General features: G+C 60.8%; 19 protein-coding genes. 7 read left to right on the top strand and 12 right to left on the bottom strand.

Features of this window, described 5'->3' with window-relative positions; all coding sequences use genetic code 11:
- The 3 genes from FFH90_RS13410 to FFH90_RS13400 all read right to left on the bottom strand — a co-directional run bounded on the left by FFH90_RS13410 (window position 1) and on the right by FFH90_RS13400 (window position 6,522).
- On the bottom strand, window positions 1-3,774 hold the full coding sequence (locus FFH90_RS13410; protein ID WP_138867332.1) for a nitrate reductase subunit alpha: 3,774 nt from the start codon (window positions 3,772-3,774) through the stop codon (window positions 1-3).
- Window positions 3,775-3,842: 68 nt separating this feature from the next.
- Window positions 3,843-5,240, bottom strand: coding sequence for a NarK family nitrate/nitrite MFS transporter (locus FFH90_RS13405; RefSeq protein WP_111454555.1), 1,398 nt, complete (start codon window positions 5,238-5,240; stop codon window positions 3,843-3,845).
- Window positions 5,218-6,522 (bottom strand): nitrate/nitrite transporter, encoded by a 1,305-nt coding sequence (locus tag FFH90_RS13400; RefSeq protein ID WP_111454556.1) that lies wholly within the window; start codon window positions 6,520-6,522, stop codon window positions 5,218-5,220. The genes FFH90_RS13405 and FFH90_RS13400 overlap by 23 nt, the downstream gene beginning before the upstream one ends.
- Window positions 6,523-6,825: 303 nt before the next feature.
- Between FFH90_RS13400 and FFH90_RS13395 the strand changes: the two genes are divergently transcribed.
- The 4 genes from FFH90_RS13395 to FFH90_RS13380 all read left to right on the top strand — a co-directional run bounded on the left by FFH90_RS13395 (window position 6,826) and on the right by FFH90_RS13380 (window position 10,494).
- Window positions 6,826-8,628: a HAMP domain-containing protein gene (locus tag FFH90_RS13395; RefSeq protein ID WP_086945724.1), complete on the top strand. Its 1,803-nt coding sequence runs from the start codon at window positions 6,826-6,828 to the stop codon at window positions 8,626-8,628.
- On the top strand, window positions 8,625-9,272 hold the full coding sequence (gene narL, locus FFH90_RS13390) for a two-component system response regulator NarL (protein WP_028940874.1): 648 nt from the start codon (window positions 8,625-8,627) through the stop codon (window positions 9,270-9,272). The genes FFH90_RS13395 and narL overlap by 4 nt, the downstream gene beginning before the upstream one ends.
- Before the next feature lie 86 nt (window positions 9,273-9,358).
- On the top strand, window positions 9,359-10,033 hold the full coding sequence (locus FFH90_RS13385) for a Crp/Fnr family transcriptional regulator (RefSeq protein ID WP_019649064.1): 675 nt from the start codon (window positions 9,359-9,361) through the stop codon (window positions 10,031-10,033).
- A 74-nt stretch (window positions 10,034-10,107) separates the two neighbouring features.
- Window positions 10,108-10,494 carry a putative zinc-binding protein gene (locus FFH90_RS13380; RefSeq protein WP_064617227.1) on the top strand — a complete coding sequence of 129 codons (387 nt, stop codon included), beginning with the start codon at window positions 10,108-10,110 and terminating at the stop codon, window positions 10,492-10,494.
- A 313-nt stretch (window positions 10,495-10,807) separates the two neighbouring features.
- Here the strand turns inward: FFH90_RS13380 and FFH90_RS13375 are convergent, their stop codons facing one another.
- From FFH90_RS13375 to norR, 7 genes are all read right to left on the bottom strand, one after another.
- Window positions 10,808-11,278: an SCP2 domain-containing protein gene (locus tag FFH90_RS13375; protein ID WP_019649068.1), complete on the bottom strand. Its 471-nt coding sequence runs from the start codon at window positions 11,276-11,278 to the stop codon at window positions 10,808-10,810.
- Window positions 11,272-12,162, bottom strand: coding sequence for a U32 family peptidase (locus FFH90_RS13370; RefSeq protein WP_018927802.1), 891 nt, complete (start codon window positions 12,160-12,162; stop codon window positions 11,272-11,274). Before FFH90_RS13370 ends, FFH90_RS13375 begins: the two co-directional genes overlap by 7 nt.
- Window positions 12,163-12,172: 10 nt before the next feature.
- A complete protein-coding gene (locus tag FFH90_RS13365) occupies window positions 12,173-13,168 on the bottom strand; it encodes a peptidase U32 family protein (protein WP_064617223.1) in 996 nt (331 codons plus the stop codon).
- Window positions 13,169-13,290: 122 nt separating this feature from the next.
- Window positions 13,291-14,526 (bottom strand): gephyrin-like molybdotransferase Glp, encoded by a 1,236-nt coding sequence (glp, locus tag FFH90_RS13360; protein WP_138867331.1) that lies wholly within the window; start codon window positions 14,524-14,526, stop codon window positions 13,291-13,293.
- The gene (moaB, locus tag FFH90_RS13355) at window positions 14,523-15,077 is read right to left on the bottom strand and encodes a molybdenum cofactor biosynthesis protein B (protein WP_018927799.1); all 555 of its coding nucleotides are present in this window, start codon (window positions 15,075-15,077) and stop codon (window positions 14,523-14,525) included. The genes glp and moaB overlap by 4 nt, the downstream gene beginning before the upstream one ends.
- Window positions 15,078-15,239: 162 nt before the next feature.
- A complete protein-coding gene (pdxH, locus tag FFH90_RS13350; protein WP_138867330.1) occupies window positions 15,240-15,887 on the bottom strand; it encodes a pyridoxamine 5'-phosphate oxidase in 648 nt (215 codons plus the stop codon).
- A 99-nt stretch (window positions 15,888-15,986) separates the two neighbouring features.
- Window positions 15,987-17,516: a nitric oxide reductase transcriptional regulator NorR gene (gene norR, locus FFH90_RS13345; protein WP_138867329.1), complete on the bottom strand. Its 1,530-nt coding sequence runs from the start codon at window positions 17,514-17,516 to the stop codon at window positions 15,987-15,989.
- 154 nt (window positions 17,517-17,670) lie between these two features.
- Between norR and ytfE the strand changes: the two genes are divergently transcribed.
- The gene (ytfE, locus tag FFH90_RS13340; protein WP_138867328.1) at window positions 17,671-18,345 is read left to right on the top strand and encodes an iron-sulfur cluster repair protein YtfE; all 675 of its coding nucleotides are present in this window, start codon (window positions 17,671-17,673) and stop codon (window positions 18,343-18,345) included.
- Between the two features lie 75 nt (window positions 18,346-18,420).
- Here the strand turns inward: ytfE and FFH90_RS13335 are convergent, their stop codons facing one another.
- Window positions 18,421-18,858 carry a membrane protein gene (locus tag FFH90_RS13335; protein ID WP_018927795.1) on the bottom strand — a complete coding sequence of 146 codons (438 nt, stop codon included), beginning with the start codon at window positions 18,856-18,858 and terminating at the stop codon, window positions 18,421-18,423.
- Between the two features lie 28 nt (window positions 18,859-18,886).
- Window positions 18,887-20,077 carry an NnrS family protein gene (locus tag FFH90_RS13330; protein ID WP_111454561.1) on the bottom strand — a complete coding sequence of 397 codons (1,191 nt, stop codon included), beginning with the start codon at window positions 20,075-20,077 and terminating at the stop codon, window positions 18,887-18,889.
- A gap of 583 nt (window positions 20,078-20,660) precedes the next feature.
- On the opposite strand from FFH90_RS13330, the gene FFH90_RS13320 reads away from it, so the two are divergent.
- Both FFH90_RS13320 and FFH90_RS13315 read left to right on the top strand, forming a co-directional pair.
- Window positions 20,661-21,344 (top strand): Crp/Fnr family transcriptional regulator, encoded by a 684-nt coding sequence (locus tag FFH90_RS13320; protein ID WP_018927791.1) that lies wholly within the window; start codon window positions 20,661-20,663, stop codon window positions 21,342-21,344.
- On the top strand, window positions 21,341-21,535 hold the full coding sequence (locus FFH90_RS13315) for a protein DnrP (protein WP_178114249.1): 195 nt from the start codon (window positions 21,341-21,343) through the stop codon (window positions 21,533-21,535). Before FFH90_RS13320 ends, FFH90_RS13315 begins: the two co-directional genes overlap by 4 nt.
- Window positions 21,536-21,660 lie beyond the last annotated feature (125 nt).

Here is a 21,660-nt window from a genome sequence, read left to right as displayed (position 1 = left end):
TCAGTTCTCCTCGATATCGGTCGGCAGAGGACGCGGCAGGTCATCGCCGTTTGAGCCATCGAGCCAGTCGACTTTGGCCATTTTGCGTACCACGACGAATTCATCGCGGTTGCAACCGACCGTGCCGTAATAGTTGAAACCGTAGGCCTGCTGCGCATAGCCACCGATCATGTGGGTCGGTTTGAGCACCACGCGGGTGACCGAGTTGTGGTGGCCGCCACGGGTCTTGGTGGTTTCCGAACCAGGCACGTTCACGATCCGTTCCTGGGCGTGGTACATCATCACCATGCCGTCCTTGACCCGCTGGCTGACCACCGCTCGTGCGGTCAGCGCGCCGTTGGCGTTGAAGCATTCGATCCAGTCGTTGTCTTCGATGCCGGCGCGTTTCGCGTCGTTCTCCGAGAGCCAGACAATCGGCCCGCCGCGGCTGAGGGTCAGCATCAGCAGGTTGTCGCTGTAAGTGCTGTGGATGCCCCATTTCTGGTGCGGAGTAATCCAGTTCAGGACGATTTCGGTCTCGCCGTTGCTGCGCTTGCCTTTCACCCCTGCAATGGTGCGGGTGTTGACCGGCGGGCGGTAACTCATCAGTTGCTCGCCGAATGCCTGCATCCACGGGTGATCCTGGTAGAACTGCTGGCGACCGGTGATGGTGCGCCATGGGATGGCTTCGTGAACGTTGGTGTAGCCGGCGTTGTAGCTGACGTGATCGTCTTCGAGACCCGACCAGGTAGGGCTGGAAATGATCTTGCGCGGCTGCGCCTGAATGTCGCGGAATCGGATCGCCTCGTGTTCCTTGGATAACGCCAGGTGGCTGTGATCGATGCCGGTAAATTCCGACAACGCAGCCCAGGCCTTGACGGCAACATGGCCGTTGGTTTCCGGCGCCAGGGACAGAATCACTTCAGCAGCATCGATCGCCGAGTCGATTTTCGGCCGGCCATGACTGATCCCGGCAGCCCCTTCGCGGTGATTGAGCGCACCGAGGAATTTCACTTCGGCGTCGGTGTTCCAGTTGATGCCCTTGCCACCGTTGCCGTGTTTTTCCAGCAATGGCCCCAGCGAGGAAAACTGCTTGTAAATGTTCGGGTAATCACGCTCCACCACATGCAGGTTCGGCGCGTTCTTGCCTGGCACGGGGGCCACGCCGGCGCTTTTCCAGTCGGTGCCGCCAAAAGGTTGAGCCAGTTCACCGACGCTGTCGTGCATCAGCGGGATGGTCACCAGGTCCTTCTCAACGCCCAGATGCCCTTCAGCCATGCTGGAAAAGGCCTTGGCGATGCCTTTGTAGATTTCCCAGTCGGAACGCGATTCCCACGCCGGGTCGATGGCGGCCGACAACGGGTGAATGAACGGGTGCATGTCCGAGGTGTTCATGTCGTCCTTTTCGTACCAGGTCGCGGTCGGCAAGACGATGTCGGAATAGACGCAGGTCGAGGACATGCGGAAATCCAGTGTGGTGACCAGATCGAGCTTGCCGATGGCGCCCTCGTCCACCCATTCGGCTTCTTCGGGTTTGCAATCCCCGACCTGGCCGATGTCTTCGTTCATCACCCCATTCTTGGTGCCGAGCAGGTACTTGAGCATGTACTCGTGGCCCTTGCCCGAGGAGCCCAGCAGATTGGAACGCCAGATAAACATGTTGCGCGGGAAGTTCACCGGGCTGTCCGGCTGTTCGCAGGAGAAGCGCAGCGAGCCGTCTTGCAGCGACTTGACCACGTAGTCTTTCGGGTCCATGCCGGCTGCCGCGGCATCGCGGCAAATGTGCAGCGGGTTGGTGTTGAGTTGCGGTGCGCTGGGCAACCAGCCGGCGCGTTCGGCACGGATGTTGTAGTCCAGGGCATGCTCGGGAAACTGTGATTTATCGGCCAGCGGCGAGAGCACGTCGTGCATGCTCATTTTCTCGTGGCGCCATTGCGAACTGTGGGCGTAGAAGAAGCTGGTGCCGTTCATCTGCCGTGGCGGACGGTTCCAGTCCAGGCCGAACGCCAGGGGCAGCCAGCCGCATTGCGGACGCAGTTTTTCCTGACCGACATAGTGCGCCCAACCGCCACCGGTCTGGCCGACACACCCGCAGAGCATGAGCATGTTGATCAGCCCGCGGTAGTTCATGTCCATGTGGTACCAGTGGTTCATCGCCGCGCCGACGATGATCATCGAGCGCCCCTTGGTCTTGTCGGCGTTATCGGCGAACTCGCGGGCGATCTGGATCGCTTTCTCGCGGCTGACGCCGGTGATCTGCTCCTGCCAGGCCGGGGTGCCGGGTACGCTTGCATCGTTGTAGTCCTTGGCGACGTTAGCGCCACCCAGGCCACGATCGATCGCCAGATTGGCGGCCGACAGGTCGAACACAGTGGCGACTTTGGCCACACTGCCATCGGCCAGTACCACGTTGTGCACCGGCACGCGGCGGTATTGCACGGCATCGCCAGCGACGTGCTGGAAGTGCTCGTGGGACTCGCCGGCAAAATACGGGAACGCCACTTCGGCGACGTCATCGCCGATCAGGCTCAGCTTCAGATCGATCTCACGCCCTTCACCGCCTTCACGAGGCAGGATGTTCCACTTGCCCTTCTCGCCCCAGCGATAACCGATGGAGCCCTGAGGAGAAACCAGTTCACCGCTGACATCCAGCGCGATGGTTTTCCATTCCGGGTTGTTTTCCTGGCCGAGGTTGTCGGTAAGGTCCGAGGCGCGCAAGAAACGGTCCGGCTGGTAACCGGCGCCCGGCGCCTTGTCGACCATTTGTTTGAGCAGCACCAGCACCGGCAAATCGGTGAAGCGCTTGGCGTAGTTGGTGAAATACGCGCTCGGTTTGTCCAGGTGAAACTCTTTGAAGATCACATGATTGAACGCCTGGGCCAGCGCCGCATCGGTACCCTGCTTGGGGTTGAGCCACAGGTCGGTGAGCTTGGCGACTTCCGAGTAGTCGGGGGTGATGGCGACGGTCTTGGTGCCCTTGTAACGGACTTCGGTAAAAAAGTGCGCATCGGGGGTACGGGTCTGCGGGACGTTGGAGCCCCAGGCAATGATGTAGTTGGAGTTGTACCAGTCGGCCGATTCCGGCACGTCGGTTTGCTCGCCCCAGACCATCGGCGAGGCCGGTGGCAAGTCGCAGTACCAGTCATAGAAACTCAGGCACGCACCGCCGATCAGCGACAGATAACGCGAACCCGCGGCATAGCTGACCATCGACATGGCCGGAATCGGCGAGAAACCGACGATCCTGTCCGGGCCGTATTGCTTGATGGTGTAGACGTTGGACGCGGCAATGATCTCGTTGACTTCCTCCCAGTTGGAGCGAATGAAGCCCCCCATGCCGCGCTTGCTTTTATAGGAGTCGGCCTTGGCCTTGTTCTCGACAATGCTGGCCCAGGCTTCCACCGGCGCCATGGTCTGCCGCGCCTCGCGCCAGAGCTTGAGCAACGGCTTGCGGATTTTCGGGTACTTGAGGCGGTTGGCGCTGTAGATGTACCAGCTGTAACTGGCGCCACGCGGGCAACCGCGGGGTTCGTGGTTAGGCAAATCGTTGCGGGTGCGCGGGTAATCGGTCTGCTGGGTTTCCCAGGTGATCAGGCCGTTCTTGACGTAGATTTTCCACGAGCACGAGCCGGTGCAGTTCACCCCATGGGTGGAACGCACGATCTTGTCGTACTGCCAGCGCGAACGGTAGACGTTCTCCCAGTCGCGAGACTCTTTGCGAGTCTCTCCATGACCATCGGAAAACTCGTTTTGCTTGCGATTGAAAAACCGCAGTTGATCCAGTAAATGACTCACGGTGTGTCCTCTCAGGCTTGCTGCGGGGTTCTGTGCCCCGCCCACGCAATGGTTGGATTCAGGTCGTCTCAGCAGGGTGTCGCGGCGCCTTTGCGCGCGTACCACCACCAGGTCACCACGATGCAGCTCAGGTAAAAAACGACGAACATGTAGAAGGCCATCTCAGGGCCGCCGGTCTGGGCCATCGAAGTGCCGAAGGATTTGGGAATGAAGAACGCACCGAAGGCGCCCATGGCCGAACTGAAGCCCAGGACGGCGGCCGATTCCTTGCCGGCATCCTTGAGCGCCTGTTCACGCACGGCTGGCGATTTCCCGGCCGAGGCTTTTTCGTGCTGCGTGCGGAAGATCACCGGGATCATCCGGAAGGTGGAGCCGTTGCCCACGCCAGTGGTGATGAACAGCAGCATGAACAAGCCGAGGAAGCCGTAGAAGCTGCCGCCCGCGCCGTTCTGCGGCAAGAAGTGCATCACGCCGAAGACCATCGCGATCATCGCCACGAAGTTCCACAGGGTCACTTTCGCGCCACCGAGCTTGTCCGCCAGCCAGCCACCCAATGGCCGCACCAGAGCGCCAACCAGTGGGCCGAGGAAGGCGAATTTCAAGGCAATGACATCCGGAAAGGAGGTTTTGATCAGCAGCGGAAACGCGGCGGAAAAGCCGATGAACGAACCGAAGGTCGCCAGGTACAACCAGCACATCAGCCAGTTGTGCTTGCGCTTGAAGATCACCGCCTGTTCGCTGAACGAGGCCCGGGCGCTGGACAGGTCATTCATGCCGAACCAGGCCAACACTGTCACCAGGACGATAAATGGCACCCAGATGAACCCGGCGTTCTGCAGCCACAACTGACCGCCGTCCGGCAACGCTTGCGGCGAGCCACCCATGAAGCCGAACACACCGAAGGTAATCACCAGCGGCACGCAGAACTGCATCACCGAGACGCCCAGGTTGCCCAGTCCGGCGTTGAGGCCCAGAGCTGTGCCCTGTTGGGACTTGGGATAGAAGAAGCTGATGTTGGACATGCTCGAGGCGAAGTTGCCGCCACCGAAACCGCAGAGCAAGGCAATCACTACGAACACGCTGTATGAGGTGCTCGGGTCCTGCACGGCGAAGCCCATCCAGATCGATGGCAACAGCAGCGACGCGGTGCTCAGGGCAGTCCAGCGCCGGCCGCCGAAGATCGGCACCATAAAGGAATAGAAGACCCGCAAGGTCGCACCGGACAGCCCCGGCAATGCCGCCAGCCAAAACAGTTGGTCGGTGGTGAAGCTGAAGCCGATGGCGTTCAAGCGCACAATCACCGTGCTCCAGACCATCCACACCGCAAAGGCCAACAACAGCGCAGGAATGGAAATCCACAAGTTGCGAGTGGCGGTCTGTTTGCCGCTACTTCCCCAGAACGCGGGGTCCTCGGGGCGCCAGTCATGAATGACCGGGCCTTTGTCAGGCGTTTGCAGAACGGACATGTTCTTCTCCTTGGGCAATGCTGGAAATCGGGGACGGGATCAGCAGCGGCTCTTTACCAAGCACCGGGCTTTTGCGTATTTCGCTGAAGTACATCCAGGTGAGGGAGACCCAGACCACGCCGTACATCAACATGAAGCAGGAAGAGCGCACGCCGGTGAGGTCCACCAGGGCGCCGAACAGGATCGGCAGCACGAAACCGCCCAGGCCACCCGCCAGGCCGACGATGCCGGACACCGCGCCCATGTTTTTCGGGTAGTCATTGGCGATGTACTTGAAGACCGAGGCCTTGCCGAATGCGAAGGCGATGCCCATGACGAACAGCAGCACGGTGAACAGCGCAGGGCTCAGGCCAATGTGGAAATCCAGCGGGCCGTCGATGGTCTGCACTTGCAGTTGGGTCTGGGGATACGAGAGCAGGAACAGGCAGATCCAGCTGACCCACAACACCCACCAGGTCACGCTTTGCGCCCCCCAGCGATCCGACATCCAGCCGCCGACGGCGCGCAGTACGCCGCCGGGCAGGGAGAAACAGGCCGCCAGCAGCGCCGCGCTTTGCAAGCTGAAACCGTATTCCTGCACGTAGTACTTGGTCATCCACAGTGCCAGGGCAACGTAGCCGCCGAAGACGATCGAGTAGTACTGGCAGTAGCGCCACACCGCAGGATCTTTCAGTGAGCGCAGTTGCTCACGCAAGCTGGCGCCCGTGGCACTACGATGGCCCTTGTTTTCTGAGGTCAGGAACCAGAACAGCAGCGCAGTGATAAACAAGATCGCACTGAAGACTTTCGGCACCAGCTGCCAGCTGCCGGCGGCGATCAGCGCCGGGGCCAGGAACTTGGTCACCGCCGACCCGGCGTTACCGGCACCGAAGATGCCCATGGCGAAGCCCTGGTTCTCCTTGTCGAACCATTTGGCGACGTAGGCAATCCCAACGGAAAACGAGCCACCGGCCAGGCCGACGAACAAACCCAGTACCAGGAACTGCCAGTAGGCGGTGGCGTGACTGATCAAGTACAGCGGCGTGACGCAAGTCAGCATCAGCAGGAAAAACACGCTGCGCCCGCCAAATCGGTCGGTCAGCAACCCCAGCGGCAAACGCACCAGCGAGCCGGTCAGCACCGGGGTCGCGGCCAGCAGGCCGAATTGGGTTTCGTTGAGCTGGAGCAATTCCTTGATCGGCACCCCGAGCACGGCAAACATCATCCAGACCATGAAGCACACAGTGAAGGCCAGCGTGCTCATGCCCAGCACCAAGCCTTGTCGTACACGCGGTTGGGTCACAATGCTCTCCCGTCAATTAGCCATGGCGGCAGACTAGAGAGGCAAACCCCGCAAAAACTTGACCCAGGTCAACGATGCCCATGAGGGCCTAAGCCTATGCTTAGCCCGCCTACCTCCAAGGAGGTAGTGCAAGAAAACCTTGAAAACCTTTATTTATCAGCTTGTTAAGGGTTTCAACCCACGCTTTTGCCGACAAGGAACTGTCGACAACTCTTTAGAGGTAGCTCGCCCAGGAACGGCGGCAAAACCCCACGCTGGAACGTGCATGCTCTGTTTTCTTATCGCTTTCCCGGACCTGCGCCGATGATCCGCTGGTTGCGCAGCTCCCTGCCCGCTCGCGCCGGGCTGGCGGTGATCCTGATCGCCGTGCTGGCGCTCGCCAGTTCATTGAGCGCCGGGCTGATCGCCTGGTTCAGCCAGGGCGATGCCGCTGCCATCAACACCGCAGGCTCGGTGCGCATGGAGACCTATCACCTGAGCTGGAAACTCGCCGCTGGCGTCGCCGACGAAGAAATCACCACCATCATCGACAGCCTGCAAAACCGCTTGGACAGCCACTCTCTCAAAGCGGTACTGGAAGATGGCCCGACCACCGCATTGCAACTCAGTTATGGGCAAATCCAGCAACACTGGAATGAGGATTTGCGTCCGGCACTGGAGCGCGGCGATGCGGCGGCCTTTCAGGCCCAGGCGCAGTCCTTCGTTGAGCAACTGAACCAGTTCGTCGATCTGTTGCAGCGCCAAAGCGAACAAAAGCAAGGTTGGCAACAGGCGATCCAGGGCCTGGCCCTGTTCACCACCATGATCGTCCTGCTGCTCGGGCTCTACGAACTGCAGTACGGCGTCGTTACCCCTTTGAAGGAGTTGGTGGATGCAACCCAGCGCTTTCGTCGCGGCGACTTCAAGGTGCGGGTCAACCATCAGTCCGAGGATGAGCTGGGCCAGTTGGCCATGAGTTTCAACACCATGGCCGAGACGATCGAAGAGTCGCATCGCACCCTGGAAAGTCAGGTCCGGCAAAAAACCCTGAACCTGCAACAAGCCAATGCCGCCCTGGAGCTTCTGTATCAAAGCAGCCGAAGCCTGGCCACACGCCTGGCCAATGCCGAGGGGCTGGACGAGTTGATTCGACGCTTCCAGCAACGCCTGCCCGGCTTGCGCCTGTCGCTGTGCCTGCAGGGACAAATGCAGGCACCGGCCCAGCAGTTGCTCGCCCTGCATGGCGCAAACATCCGGGAAGTCTGCGCCAGTAGCGACTGCGCCACGTGCCAGAGACACCCTAAAACCAACCCGCAAATCTTCAGCATCAGCAACCAGGGCAGTGAACTGGGGGAGCTCAAGGCGCACTTTGTCGACGGGCACCCCATGCAAGCCTGGGAAACCCAACTGATCCAGGCCCTGGCCAATCTGATCGGCACCTCGCTCTCGCTCAAGCGTCAACGGGAACAGGATCATCGCCTGCTGCTGCTCGAAGAACGCACGATCATCGCCCGCGAGCTGCACGATTCACTGGCCCAGGCCCTGTCCTACATGAAGCTGCAAGTCAGCCGCATGCAAACCCTGATGCGCCGGGGCGAACCGGTCCAGACCCTGGAAACCGTCACCAGCGAATTGCGCGAGGGACTGAACAATGCCTATCGCCAGTTGCGCGAGTTGCTGACCACGTTTCGCTTGCAGATTCACGACGCGGGACTGGTACAGGAACTCAAGGACACGGCCGAGGAGTTTTCCCGTCGCGGAGAATTCCAGGTGCACCTGCACGTCGACACGCTGGCCTTTCAACTATCGGCCAGCGAACAAATCCACATTTTGCAGATCACCCGCGAGGCGCTCTCCAACTGCCTGCGCCACGCCCATGCGCAAAACGCCTGGCTGCAACTGCGCCAGGATGGCGAGACCGTCAGGTTGTCGGTCGAAGACGACGGGCGTGGGTTCAGTGGCAACGTCGACCAGCGCGAACACCACGGCCTGAACATCATGGATGAGCGGGCTCGCAGCTTGCGCGGCCAACTGCAGATATTTTCCAGGGAGCCCCAAGGCACCCGTGTCCAACTGGAATTCCACCCGGAGTTTCTCGGGCAGCAAACAGAAGGTAGCGCCACATGACCCTGTCCCCACAACACAAAATCCTGCTGGTAGACGATCACCCGATGATGCGTCACGGCATTCGCCAGATGCTCGAACTCGAAGATGATTTCCTGATCGTCGGCGAAGCCAGCCAGGGTGAAGAAGCACTCAGTCTCATTGAGCCGCTTCAACCGGACCTGGTTTTGCTCGACAACAACATGCCGCAAATGAATGGCATCGAAACCCTGCGCCGACTACGAGCCATGCACTACACCGGCAAAGTGCTGCTGTTTACGGTATCGGACGCCGAAGACGATATTCGCGATGCACTGCGCCTGGATGCCGACGGCTATCTGCTCAAGGACATGGAGCCCGAACTGTTGATTCAGTACATCCGCGATGCCCTGAACGGCGCGTTGGTAATCAGCCCGGGACTGACCCAAGTCATGGCGCAAGCACTGCGTGCTCCTGCGCGTCAGGCCGTGGTGGAACTGACCGAGCGTGAGCGTCAGGTGCTGAAAACCATCGCCAGCGGCTTCAGCAACAAGGTCATCGGGCACAAACTGGGCATCACCGAAGGCACGGTCAAGGTTCACGTCAAAAACCTGTTGCACAAACTCGGCTTGCGCTCACGAGTAGAGGCGGCGGTGTGGGCCATGGAACATCTGCGCAACGCCGGCTGAAGGGTATTCCTCTTTGGAGGTAGGCCTGCAGAGGCATAGGTCATCAAGCCTGCGCTCTCTACTATGGCCGTCAGCGGAGGTACGCCATGCTGACTCACCCTTCCATCGTTTTAACGTTGCGCCGTCATCATCTGTTCAGCCAACTGCCGGAGAAAGTCTTCGAGGAAGTCTGCAGCCTGGCCATGCTCAAGCGCCTGAGTTGTCACAGTACGCTCATGCATCAAGGGGATCCGGCCAGGCGTTTTTTCCTGCTGGTCAGCGGCCAGGTCAAGTTGTACCGGCTCACCGGCGAAGGCCAGGAGAACCTGGTGGAGATCATTCAGCCCGGCCAGACTTTTGCCGAAGCCTTGCTGTTCAGCCAGGCTCGTCTGTATCCGGTGAGCGCCACCGCGCTGAAGGACAGCGTGCTGGTGAGCATCGACGGCAACCATTACCGCAATGCCCTGGAGGACCAGCCGAAAGTCTGCCTGGCCATCCTGGCGAGCATGAGCGTTCACCTGCACCTGCGTCTGCGCGATATCGATACCTTGACCATGGCCAGTGCGAGCCGTCGGGTGATCAATTTCCTGTTCCAGGAACGCCACCCGGTGACCGGCCAGATTGTCTTGCAGATGTCCAAACGCCTGGTGGCGTCGAAGCTGGGAATTCAGCCGGAAACCTTTTCGCGGATACTGCATCGCCTGGTGGAAAGCGGCCTGATTGCCATGGAGCGACGCCACATCAGCATCCTCGCTGAAGAGGAACTGGCCGCTTTCCAATAGCCGGAATTGACCGTCATCAAGGTACCCATCCACACCTCTTGCACACTGACAGAGCCCATCCACGGAGAGTGCAAATGCCCCGTTCAACCCTGCCTTTGGTTTACTCCTGCTCAGGCTGCTCCAACGTCGCCCAACTGGCCAACACCCTGGCCGTGCGCCTGGATCGCAGTGGTCTCGCTGAAATGTCCTGCATCGTTGGTGTCGGCGGGCATGTGGCAGCGCTGGTCAACAAAGCGCGCTCGGGGCGCCGGATCTTCGCGCTGGACGGCTGCCCGCTGCAATGCGTCGAGAACTGCCTCAAGCAACATGGCCTGCACGCGGACGTGCACCTGATCCTCAGCCACTACGGGCTGCGCAAACGCTATGGCGAGGACTGCACGCTGGCGCAGAGTGATGAGTTGTTTGAAGGGATCAGGCAGTTGATTGCCAGTGATGCCCGACAGCACGGAAGCCGCCAGTAAACGATTAATGCTGTTCACTTAAGCAATTTCAGCCGCGACGCATTCCTTGTAGCAGCTGCCGAAGGCTGCGTTCGGCGGCGAAGCCGTCGTCAAACCAGTGATTGCGGCGTGTCAGGCAGACCGCACTAGCCGGATTCACGACGGCTTCGCCGCCGAACGCAGCCTCGCAGGCTCGACAGCTGCTACAGATCGCATTACGGCTTAAGTGAACAGCATTACAGTAAACGATGGCCTGAGGGCCAACGAAAATCCAACTGTGGGAGCGGCGGTGCGACGATTCGACCTGCTCGCTCCCACATTTAATCTACGTTGGTCATCCCGCCGCCAAGCCCTTCCCCGCCCGCTCCAGATTGCGCCACAACCACACAGGCAGAACATCGGGGTCAAGGCTGTCGATCAGGTTCTTCAGCGCCAGCCCCAGTTCGGTATCGCCCTCGATGACCAGTCGCCGGCGAAAGAACAACGTGTCCGGATCTTCCTGACGGCTGGCCAGCAATAAAAATTCGCGCCAGTTACCGCTGATGGTCACGTTCGCCGTAGCGTGCTCGGCAATCCGCAAGCCCTGACGACTGAGTGTCAGGTACCAGGACAAACCCAGGTCCGGAATCCGCAAGCACAGCCAGCGCCCGCGCAGCACTTCGAACTCGCCCTCGCGCAATGGCTCGGCGAGGCAGCGATTCAGCGCCTGCTGCAACGCCAGGCGCTGCACGGCAAAAGGCACCCGGCGCACCAGTGGCAACAACCGGTCGGCGCCTTTCAACAGCCACTTCTTTCGATTCAGCACAGGCCAACCTCCTCGACGCGCAGCATGCCGGCCTGACCATGCCAATAGCCATTGCAACCTTCGACGAACAGCGGCGGTGTTTCGCCCAGACGAACCCGTTGATAGGCCGCGATCACTTCGTCCATGCCCTGAGCACGAGGGCTCAAGCGCAACAGATCGGCACCACAGGCCACCAGTCCGGCGTAATCGGCCAGCAGGTTGGTCACCTCGGCCGACATCGTTTGAATACCGTTAAGGGTAAACAGTGGTTGCCCCTCCTGGCTGGTCAGCGCCAGGCCATCGGGGTAGTTGATGCAGCAGAACCGGCAGTCGTCCTTGGGCCGGTTTTCTGCACGGGCAGTGAAGCAGCGGGCGGAATAGGCCAACGGCAGATGCCCATAGGCGAAGATTTCAACTTCCGGCACTGCACGGCCCAACTCGCGCACTTGCCCGATCACGTCGCTGATCAGCGTCGCCGAACACTCCACGGGCGGCACCCAGCGAGTCATTCCGCTGTCGAGTAATTGTGCCAATGAGTGGCCGTTGTACAGATTGAGCGCCGGGCCGCCCACGAAAGGTAACTTGCGCTCGGCCAGGAAATGCACCGCGCCCATGTCGTTGGCCTCCACCAACAACTCGCCGTTGTCGCACAGCCGGCGCAGGCTGGAGAGTTCGGAGGCAGCCTCGATCAGCGTCAGGCTGGAAAGCACCAACTGTGCCTGGCTGCATTCCTGTAACTCGCGCCCCAGCCCCAGCCATTGATCCAGGGAAAAGGCCCGGCGTTTGGAGCACACGGTTTCCCCCAGATAAATCACGTCCAGGGGCAAGGTCGACATGTCGGCGTAAAAGTTGCTGAGTTGCTCTTTGTCCCAATAAAACAGGACCGGTCCCAGGCTGAGCTTCATGTCGCGTCCCTCATTGCCATGATCGATGATAAGCGCCCAGGGTGGTCTGGCTGCCTTCGGACAAACCGGCCAGCACCTGACGCCATTCTTCCTTGACCCGAAAACTGCCGGGCGCGCCACGGTGAGCATCCAATGCCGCGCGCCAGACCCGGGTGACTTGTTCGACATACGCCGGGCTGCGTTGGCGGCCCTCGATTTTCACCGCTTCGACGCCAATGGCCGTCAATTCCGGGAGCAAGTCCAGGGTGTCGAGGCTGGTGGGCTCCTCCAGCGCATGAAAGCGTTTGCCATCGACCAGAAAACGGCCTTTGCACAAGGTCGGGTAACCGGCCGATTCGTCAGGGGTGTAGCGATCGATCAGCACTTCGCTGAGGCGCGCGCTCAAGCCTTCGGCGTCCTCGCTCCAACGCACGGCTTTGGCTGGCGAACAGACACCGCACAGGTTCGGCGACTCACCGGTAATGTAGGAAGACAGGTGGCAACGCCCTTCGGCCATGATGCACAAGCTGCCGAAGCCAAAGACTTCGATGGGCACCGGGCTGCTGGCGGCGACTTGACGTACCTGCGCCAACGACAACACCCGTGGCAATACCGCGCGACGAATGCCGTAGCGCTGCGCATAAAATTCCAGCGCCGCGGCATGGGTTGCCGACCCCTGAACCGACAGATGCAGGGCCAATTGCGGGTGACGCTGACTGGCATAGTCGAGCACCCCGGGGTCGGCGGCGATCAGCGCATCGACGCCGAAATCGGCGGCACGATCCACCGCCCGTTGCCAGCGCTCCCACCCCTTGGGTTGTGGGTACGTGTTGACCGCGACGTAGAGTTTGCGTTGATGTTGGCGGATGTGGGCGACGGCGGCGTCGAACTGTTTGTCGTCCATGTTCAACCCCGCGAAATGCCGGGCATTGGTGTCATCGCGAAAGCCGACATACACGGCATCGGCGCCTTGGCGCACCGCCGCTTTAAGCGCAGGCAGATTCCCTGCCGGGCAGACCAGTTGCATGGGTAATCCTCATGAAATTACGCGTCCGGGGCAGCGCCCGGCGTCTGTGGCGCACCCTTCGAAAAAGGCGCTGCCAGTCTAGCCAGACCGGCAGGCACAGCCTTGACGGCAATCAATTGCCATCACTGCATCAGGTCGGCGAAGGACAGGAACATCACGTTGTCGTGCTTGAGCACTTGCTGCTCACACTCGATCACCGCCAGCCCGTCGGCCCAGCACGCGGCGGTCAACATGGCCGAGCTTTGCTGAGGGTGCAGTTCCACACTCAACTGGCCATCGGCGCCGGGCGTCAACCTGGCCCGCAGGTATTGTCGACGCTTGTTACGCTGCAACCAGTCGAACCCGGCGGGTACAGCCAACGGCACTGGCATCACGTCAGTCACACCCTGAGCCCTGAGCAGGAACGGACGCACCACCACCAACGCGGTAATCAGCGCCCCTGACGGGTTTCCCGGCATACCGATCCACGGTTTACCGGCCACTTCGCCATAGGCCAATGGCTTACCCGGCTGGATGGCCAGCCGCCAGAAATCCACACTGCCCAGTTCCTCGATGGCCTGTTTGAGGTGATCTTCCTCGCCGACCGACACGCCACCGGAGCTCAACAGCAAGTCGCATTCCGAAGACGCCAGGCTCAAGGCATGCCGGCTGGCCACCAACTCATCGGCCATGACGTCATAGTCATGCACCTCGACGCCCCAGCCGCGCAACAACGCAGCAAGGCAATACCGGTTGCTGTTGTAGATCTGCCCCGGTGCCAAGGAATCGCCCGGCTCGCGCAGTTCATTACCGCTGCTGAGCAGGCACACTTGCAACGGCCTATAGACCTCGACCCGGGCAATCCCGGCACCGGCCAGCAATCCCAGTTCTTGTGCGCGCAGGCGTTTGCCAGCCTTGAGCAGCAGATGCCCGCGGCGAACTTCCTCCCCTTCCTTGCGCACGTGATCGCCAACGGCTACGGGCGGGAACCAGACTCGCTCGCCTTCGACCCGGCAGCGCTCTTGCGGCACGACGGTATCGGCACCCGGTGGCAATGGCGCGCCGGTAAAGATCTGCACCGTTTGCTGCGCAAGCAAGGGCGAGCACGCCTGATCCCCCGCCGCAATTCGGCCGCCAATCGTCAAACAGCCACCTTCCGCCGGCAGGTCGGCAGCCCTGAGGGCATAACCGTCCATGGCACTGTTGTCCCAGGCCGGCAGGTTCACCGGGCAATGAATGTCCACCGCCAGTACCCGCCCCATGGCTTGGTCCAGACGGACCATTTGCGCCAGGGGTGGTGGTGGCGCCTGGTCGAGCAGACGGCTGATGGCCTCGTCCACGGGCATCAGGTTGCCGAGGTCGCACACCCGGCCGCTCATGAGCGTGTCTCGCAGGCGTCGATGACCCGCTGTGCTTGCGCTTTCAAATGCGGGGCGAAGTTACACGGGCCGGTGCGACTGTCCAGTTGCTCGAGCAGAATCTTGTTCCAGGCAGTCCGGCAGGCACCCGGCGAGCCAGGAACGCAGCACACCAGTACACCGTTACTCATCCCGGCCAGTGCCCGGGACTGCAGACTGGACATGCCAATCTCCTCCAGCGACACCTGGCGGAACAATTCGCCGAAGCCTTCCACATGTTTGTCCAGCAGTGGCAGCACCGCTTGCGGTGTGTTGTCACGAGCGGTGAAACCGGTGCCGCCAGTCATCAATATGACTTGCACCCGGGGGTCGGCGATCCACTGGGAGACCGTTGCGCGGATCTGATAAATGTCGTCCTTGACCAGGCCACGATCGATCAGCACATGCCCGGCCGTTTGCAGCAAATCCGCCAGGGTCTGTCCTGAAGTGTCGGTGTCAAAGGTGCGCGTATCGCTGATGGTCAGCACGGCAATGTTCAGGGGTTCGAAACTGCGTTGCGTCAGATGGGCCATATCCAGGCTTTCCCGTAGATGAGGGTATGGCCCAAAGCCTGAACCGGAATAGCGAACGAGCCTATTCCTCCAAGGAGGTACCTCGTCGGGGTCTATGGATTAATGGGGGACTCAAGCCCGTAGCAGCTGCCGCAGGCTGCTACGGGGGAACTTACTCGTCGCTCAAGGCGCCAAGCGGCGCCGTTGCCATGCACCATCTCGCAACCGGTAATCGAGACGGTCATGCAAGCGGTCGGCACGGCCCTGCCAGAACTCCAGACGTTCAGGGTGCAGGCAATAACCGCCCCAATGTTCGGGGCGCGAGACGGTCTGGCCAACGAAGCGCTTGATGGTCTGCGCCAACATCGACTCCAGCGCGGCACGACTGGCCAACGGCCGGCTTTGCGGTGAAGCCCAGGCGCCCAGGCGACTGGCCATCGAGCGGGAATCGAAGTATGCATCCGAGAGTTGCGGGTCGAGCCTGGACACCCGGCCTTCGATGCGCACTTGACGCTCCAGCCCCGGCCAGAAAAACGTCATGGCGGCATAGGGATTGACCGCCAGCTGCTGCCCCTTGTCGCTCTGGTAATTACCGAAAAAAGTAAAACCTTCATCGCTCAAGCCTTTGAGCAACAGCACACGGCAGTGCGGCCGTCCTTCACCGTCGACCGTCGCCAGCACCATGCTATTGGCCTCGACAGGTGCGCACTCGGTGTCGCGGGCCTGTTGCAGCCATTGACGGAACATCGCCAGCGGATCGTCCAGCGCAGCCTCATCTTGCAGGCCATTAAGGGTGTAGTTACGGCGCATTTGGGCCAGGGACAGGGGCATGACGGTAATCTCCGGAAGGTTTTGCGCAGTGTGCGAGGCACTGCGCGATACCACCTTGACCGCCATCAACACCGAGGGTCGAAGCGACAACGCCCTGACCTACTTCAGACGCAGGCGCCGCGCCAGTTTGTGCAAATTGCTGGGGTCGACTTCCAGCATCCGCGCGGCGCTGGCCCAGTTGTCCCCGGACAGGCTCAGGGCCTCGAGGATCTTCCTGCGCTGGTAATCGTCGACGGCTTCGCCCAGGGGCTGGAACGGTAGATCAGCCGTAATGTCCCGGGATGGCTCGACCTCTGCCCCCGATGCTGCCATCGGGCTGTCGAGATCGAGAACCTCTGGCTCCAGCGTCATGATCGATGTGCGACTCGTCCCGCGACTGAGCTGCTTCAACGCCGCCCGACTGATGACGTGCTCCAGTTCGCGCACATTGCCCGGCCAGGTGTATGCCAGCAAGGCTCGCTCCGCCGCCGGCGACAAACGCAAACCTCGCAGGCCGAGCCGCGCCCGATTGAGCTCCAGAAAATGCCCGGCCAGCATCAACACATCGTGACCACGCTCGCGCAGCGCTGGAATCGGCACCGGGTACACCGAGAGGCGGTGATACAGATCGGCGCGAAACAAGCCATCGCGGATGCTGTCCGGCAGGTGCCGATTGGTGGCGGCGATGATGCGCACATCGACGTGCAACGGCTTGTCGGCGCCCAGGCGCTGGATCTCGCCGTTTTGCAGGGTGCGCAGCAATTTCGCTTGCACACTCAAGGGCAACTCCCCGACTTCATCGAGAAACAGCGTGCCACCGTTGGCGGCGTCGAAGCGTCCGGCACGGTCACTCGTAGCACCGGAAAAGGCGCCTTTGACATGCCCGAACAACTCACTCTCTGCCAGCGACTCCGGCAAGGCTGCGCAGTTAACCTGTATCAGCGGTTTGTGGTGGCGCCTTGAAAGACGATGCAAGCGCCGTGCGAACAGCTCTTTGCCGACGCCGGTCTCGCCCAGCAGCAATACCGGCAGATCGGAATCGGCCAGTACATCCAGCTCATTGAGCAACTGATGCAACACCTCACTTTGCCCAAGGATCTCGCCTTCTCCGACGGGCACGCGCAAGTCCTGAGGATCGCTGCGGGACAGGCGCAAGCTGCGGTTTTCCTGCTCCAGGCGGGTGACCCGCACGGCGGCTTCGATCTGCAAAGTGCAACGCTTGAGTTCTTCCCGCGCCCGGTTGTCAAAGGTCCCGGCGTGCAGCGCATCGAGGGTGATCGCGCCCCAGATCCGCCCCTCGACATAGAGGCTCACGCCCATGCAGTCATGCACCGGCAGCGGTTCGCCGACATGGTTGTCGAGCAAGCCGTCGTAGGGGTCCGGCAGGCGGCTGTCGGGCTCGAACCAGGTCGGCTCGCGCGACGCCATGATTGCCGCCAGCCGAGGATGCTGGGCAATGACGAACCGGCGCCCCAACGCTTCATGAACCAGCCCCACCGTTGCAACGGGCCTGAGGCTGTCGTCATCCAGACGCAGCAAGCCCACGGCGCCACTGTTGAAGTATTCGCGCAGGGTCTGGACCAGTCGTTGCAACCGCACGGCATTGGGCAACTCGACGATCAGGTCGGCCGCCAGGCTTTCTCGCAGCATGGTAGTCATCACCCTCTATGGTTGTATTTACCCTGAAGCATCAGGGTGAATATCACCACAACTAAAAATTAATCCATGTTTTTCAATACGTTAAAAATGGCATGCCGGGTGCAATGAGCCTGGGGAACCGTTGAAACCCAAACAAGGAACCCTGATGAGCCAGCCCCTATTGGAACAAAGCCTCGGCCAACTGGCCTGCGACATTCCCGGTGCCACCCGGATCTTTCACACCTTCAAACTGGACTTCTGTTGCGGCGGGCATAAAAGCCTGCGTGAAGCGGCCCTTGGCAAAAACCTCGATCCGGTCCTCATTGCCGACGCCCTGCAGATTCTGCAAGACGCCGGCGAAACCCAGCACGACTGGCGCAACGAACCGTCGGAACTGCTGATCGCCCACCTTCTGACGCGCTACCACGCCCGCCACCGCGAGCAACTGCCGGAGCTGATCCGACTGGCTCGCCGCGTCGAGCAGGTCCATGGCGCGCGCAGCAGTTGCCCCAACGGCCTGGCCGATCTGCTGACAGACATGCAGCAGGAACTCGAAGGCCACATGCTCAAGGAAGAACAAGTGCTCTTCCCGATGTTGCAACAAGGCGTTGGCCCTCAGGCCGCACCGCCGATCCAGGTGCTGCGTTTCGAACACGATCAACATGGTGAAGCGCTGGAGAAGATGCTCGCCCTGACCAATCACATCATCCCGCCCGCCGATGCCTGTAACACCTGGCGTGCGCTCTACCGTGGGCTGCTGGAGTTCAAAGACGACCTGATGCAACACATCCACCTGGAAAACAACGTGTTGTTCATTAATGCCCTGACCCCCCGCCATTGATCGATTACCGGCCACCCCCAACCCGCGCCATCCAACCGGATGACGCGGGTTTTGTTTATGAGGGACGTATTGCGATCAGCCGTGCCAATAGAACATGGCCTTGGCCAGGATCACGATCAACACCATGTGCCCGAGAATGCTGCGGCGAATCCAGCTTGCGCGGGTCGCGGTCAGGCGCCCGTGGGTCAGCCAATAGGCCAGCAGCAAGTAATGACCGATGATGCTCAAGGCCAACAGGATTTTCAGGCTCAGCAACGTACCAAAACTGCTGGCCAGCGGCTGACTCAATGCGCCACGGTACTGCCACGCCAAACCGATACCGGCGCCATACAACAGCAACACCACGCCGTGCAGAACCTTACGCGAACGCAGGGCAATCGCCTGATCCGCCGTCACTTGCGCAATCTCCGTCAACGGCTGGCGGGCGCGATGCCAGATGACCACCTCGAAAAACAGCGTGCCAATGAAGGCGATTGCCGCCAGCAAATGCGTGACCAGTAAAAAGGGATACATCAGCGGCTGCCTCCATTCATTCGCGTATTCATCCTGGATGACCGTCGACCCGGGCCCGCAACAGCATCGGCCCATAGCGCCAGGCATACAGTGCAAACGCCAGCGCCCAGCACAGGCCCGCCAACCACAATGCGGCCAAGGGGAAAAACAGGATCAACACCACCCGGCTCAGACACGCCAGGTTGAGCAGAATGAAGGCCAGGGTCATGCCCGATGGCGGTTCCAGGGGGCGACCGGTGTGGCCGAGGCTGACCCGCGCGATCATCGCCAGCACCAGGCCAGCCATGGCCCCGATGGTCAGGCAATGCACCGCCAGACTCGGGTTAACCGGCACACCGAAATGCCACAGCGCCATCCCGAGACACGCCACCGCCAGCCAGCCATAGGCCAGATGCAGCGACCACAACAACGGCACGCGCCAGAGTGCCCGGTCATGCCAGCGCACCAGGCGCACCAGATGCCCTGCCGCCAGCACCGCGAACAGCAGGCCCACCCAGACATTGGGGTTGAGCGCCGGTCCTGCGGCATACAACAACGCCACCAGCGGCGAACCGACCAACAGCAGGCGATCCAGCCAGGGCCAGGCGGCAACGCCTTCAACCCGACCAAGGCCGCGCTGGGTGAAGAACGGAATGACCCGCCCGCCGATCAACCCCATCATCGCCGCCACCAGCCAGAGGCCGCTCAGCACGCCCTGGCGTTGCCAGCCTTCATGCCCCTCGACCAAGCCATACAGGGACAACCCGTCGGCCCCGGCCAACAACAGCAGAACCACCACAATCGGGTAGTTACGTTTCTGCCGCACTTTCCACAAGGTGAAGCCCATGAGTACCGCCACCGCCAACGGGAACGCCAGTTCCAGCACGGCGAGCAACGGCCATGGCGCATTGGCCAGCCAGACCACCCGCGCCAACAACCACAGCAACGCCAGCGCGGCCAACGGTTTGCTGCTGAGGCCGGGGCGACCGGTCCAGGTCTGCACCGCCGTCAACAGAAAGCCCGCGATAATCGCCAACCCGAACCCGAACAGCAATTCATGCCGATGCCAGCCCAGCCAACCGCCCGCCGGCTGCCAGTTGGAAATCGAACCACTGAAGGCCGCCAGCCAGAGTGGAATGACCAGCACTGCCAAAAGGCAACCGGCGAGGAAAAATGGCCGAAAGGCCAGCCGAAACAGCGGCGTGATTGCCATCGCTTTACGGCGGTCAAGCACTTGCATAAAACCACTCCTCTACCTTGTTGCCGACCTGACACCAACCCGCAGGCGCCGAGGTAAATCCAGGGGCAATCATCGGGTATTACCGATCCATTGCCGTTGTCGCAGATCAAGTGTGCAAGGGGCGTGCCCTGATGCTTTCTCGTATTCCTGTGGCGAGGGAGCTTGCTCCCGCTCGGGTGCGCAGCAGCCGTAAAACCGGCGAATGCGTTCTATCAGACATACCGCGTAGATCGATGTTGGGAGTGCTTCGCACTCCAGCGGGAGCAAGCTCCCTCGCCACAGGGCATTCCGGATCAGGGTACTAATGACCATTAAAGGGTTATTTTCACCCTAATCCTCAGGGTCTTTTTTACCCTCACGCCTGAGAACCCCGCTAAATAAAGGCCTCCAAGCCTGGCCCATGTCTTGCTCAAGCTTGTGGAAATCAAACAAACCGATCCCAGGAGTCGTCATGAAAAAAGTCATCCAGCCACTGGCCTGGTTCGTGGTGTTGACCTCAATCCTGGCCGTAGCCAGCGGCGTTTCCCTGGGCCTCGTCTGACTTGATCGCCAGCCCCCTTCTCAATCTTCAGGATGAATTCTCATGGTGCTTCACCGCGTCCATCACCAGATTCTGCGCAGTCATCATCTGTTCGAGCCGTTGAACGAAGAACAGCTGGACGAATTGATGAGTACCAGCCAATTGCTGAGCATCGACAAAGGCGAGCCGTTGTTCCGTCAGGGCGAGCCGGCCGATGCGTTCTACTTCGTGATTGCCGGCGCGGTAAAAATCTACCGGCTGACACCGGATGGGCAGGAGAAAGTGTTCGAGGTCATCAGCGAGCGGCAAACCTTCGCCGAGGCGATGATGCTGATGGACACCCCAAACTATGTGGCCTCGGCCGAAGCGATCTGCCCCACCCAGCTCTATCGTTTATCCAACAGCACCTACATGCGCCTGCTGCAGAGCAATAGTCGGTTGACCTTCGCACTACTGGGCAAGCTCTGCGTTCGCTTACATCAACGGGTCAACGAAATCGAAACCCTGTCGCTGAAAAACGCCACCCACCGGGTCGTGCGTTATCTGCTGACGCAACTGGTGCGCCAGCAAACCGTTGACTGCCAATTCGAACTGCCGATGGCCAAGCAACTGATTGCCGGGCATCTGTCGATCCAGCCAGAAACCTTTTCGCGAATCATCCGCCGCTTGATCGATGAAAACATCATCACTCAGGACGGCCGTCAGATCGCCATTCTTGATCGTCTGCGCCTGGAACAGTTCGAGTGAGTGCCATGCCCGTCTGCCTGTATTGCCAACATGCCAACCCTTCACAAGAAACCGAGTGCCACCAATGCGGCATGCCCCTGCCAGCACTGGCCGAATACGCCGGGGAACGTCGGCAGCGCCGATTCATGTGGTTCTGCGTTGGCCTGACGGTCTTTTGCGTGGTGATGTTTTTCTGGTTGCCGCGCAGCTGAAGATCGCACATATCCCTGTAGCAGCTGGCGCAGCCTGCGTTCGGCTGCGCAGCAGTCGTAAATCCTGAGCCCACGGTACGACTGAAACACCGCGTTGTATGGTTTTGCGACTGCTGCGCAGCCGA

Source organism: Pseudomonas sp. ATCC 43928, from assembly GCF_005938665.2.
GTDB lineage: Bacteria > Pseudomonadota > Gammaproteobacteria > Pseudomonadales > Pseudomonadaceae > Aquipseudomonas.
This window is presented reverse-complemented; position numbering and strand designations above follow the sequence as displayed.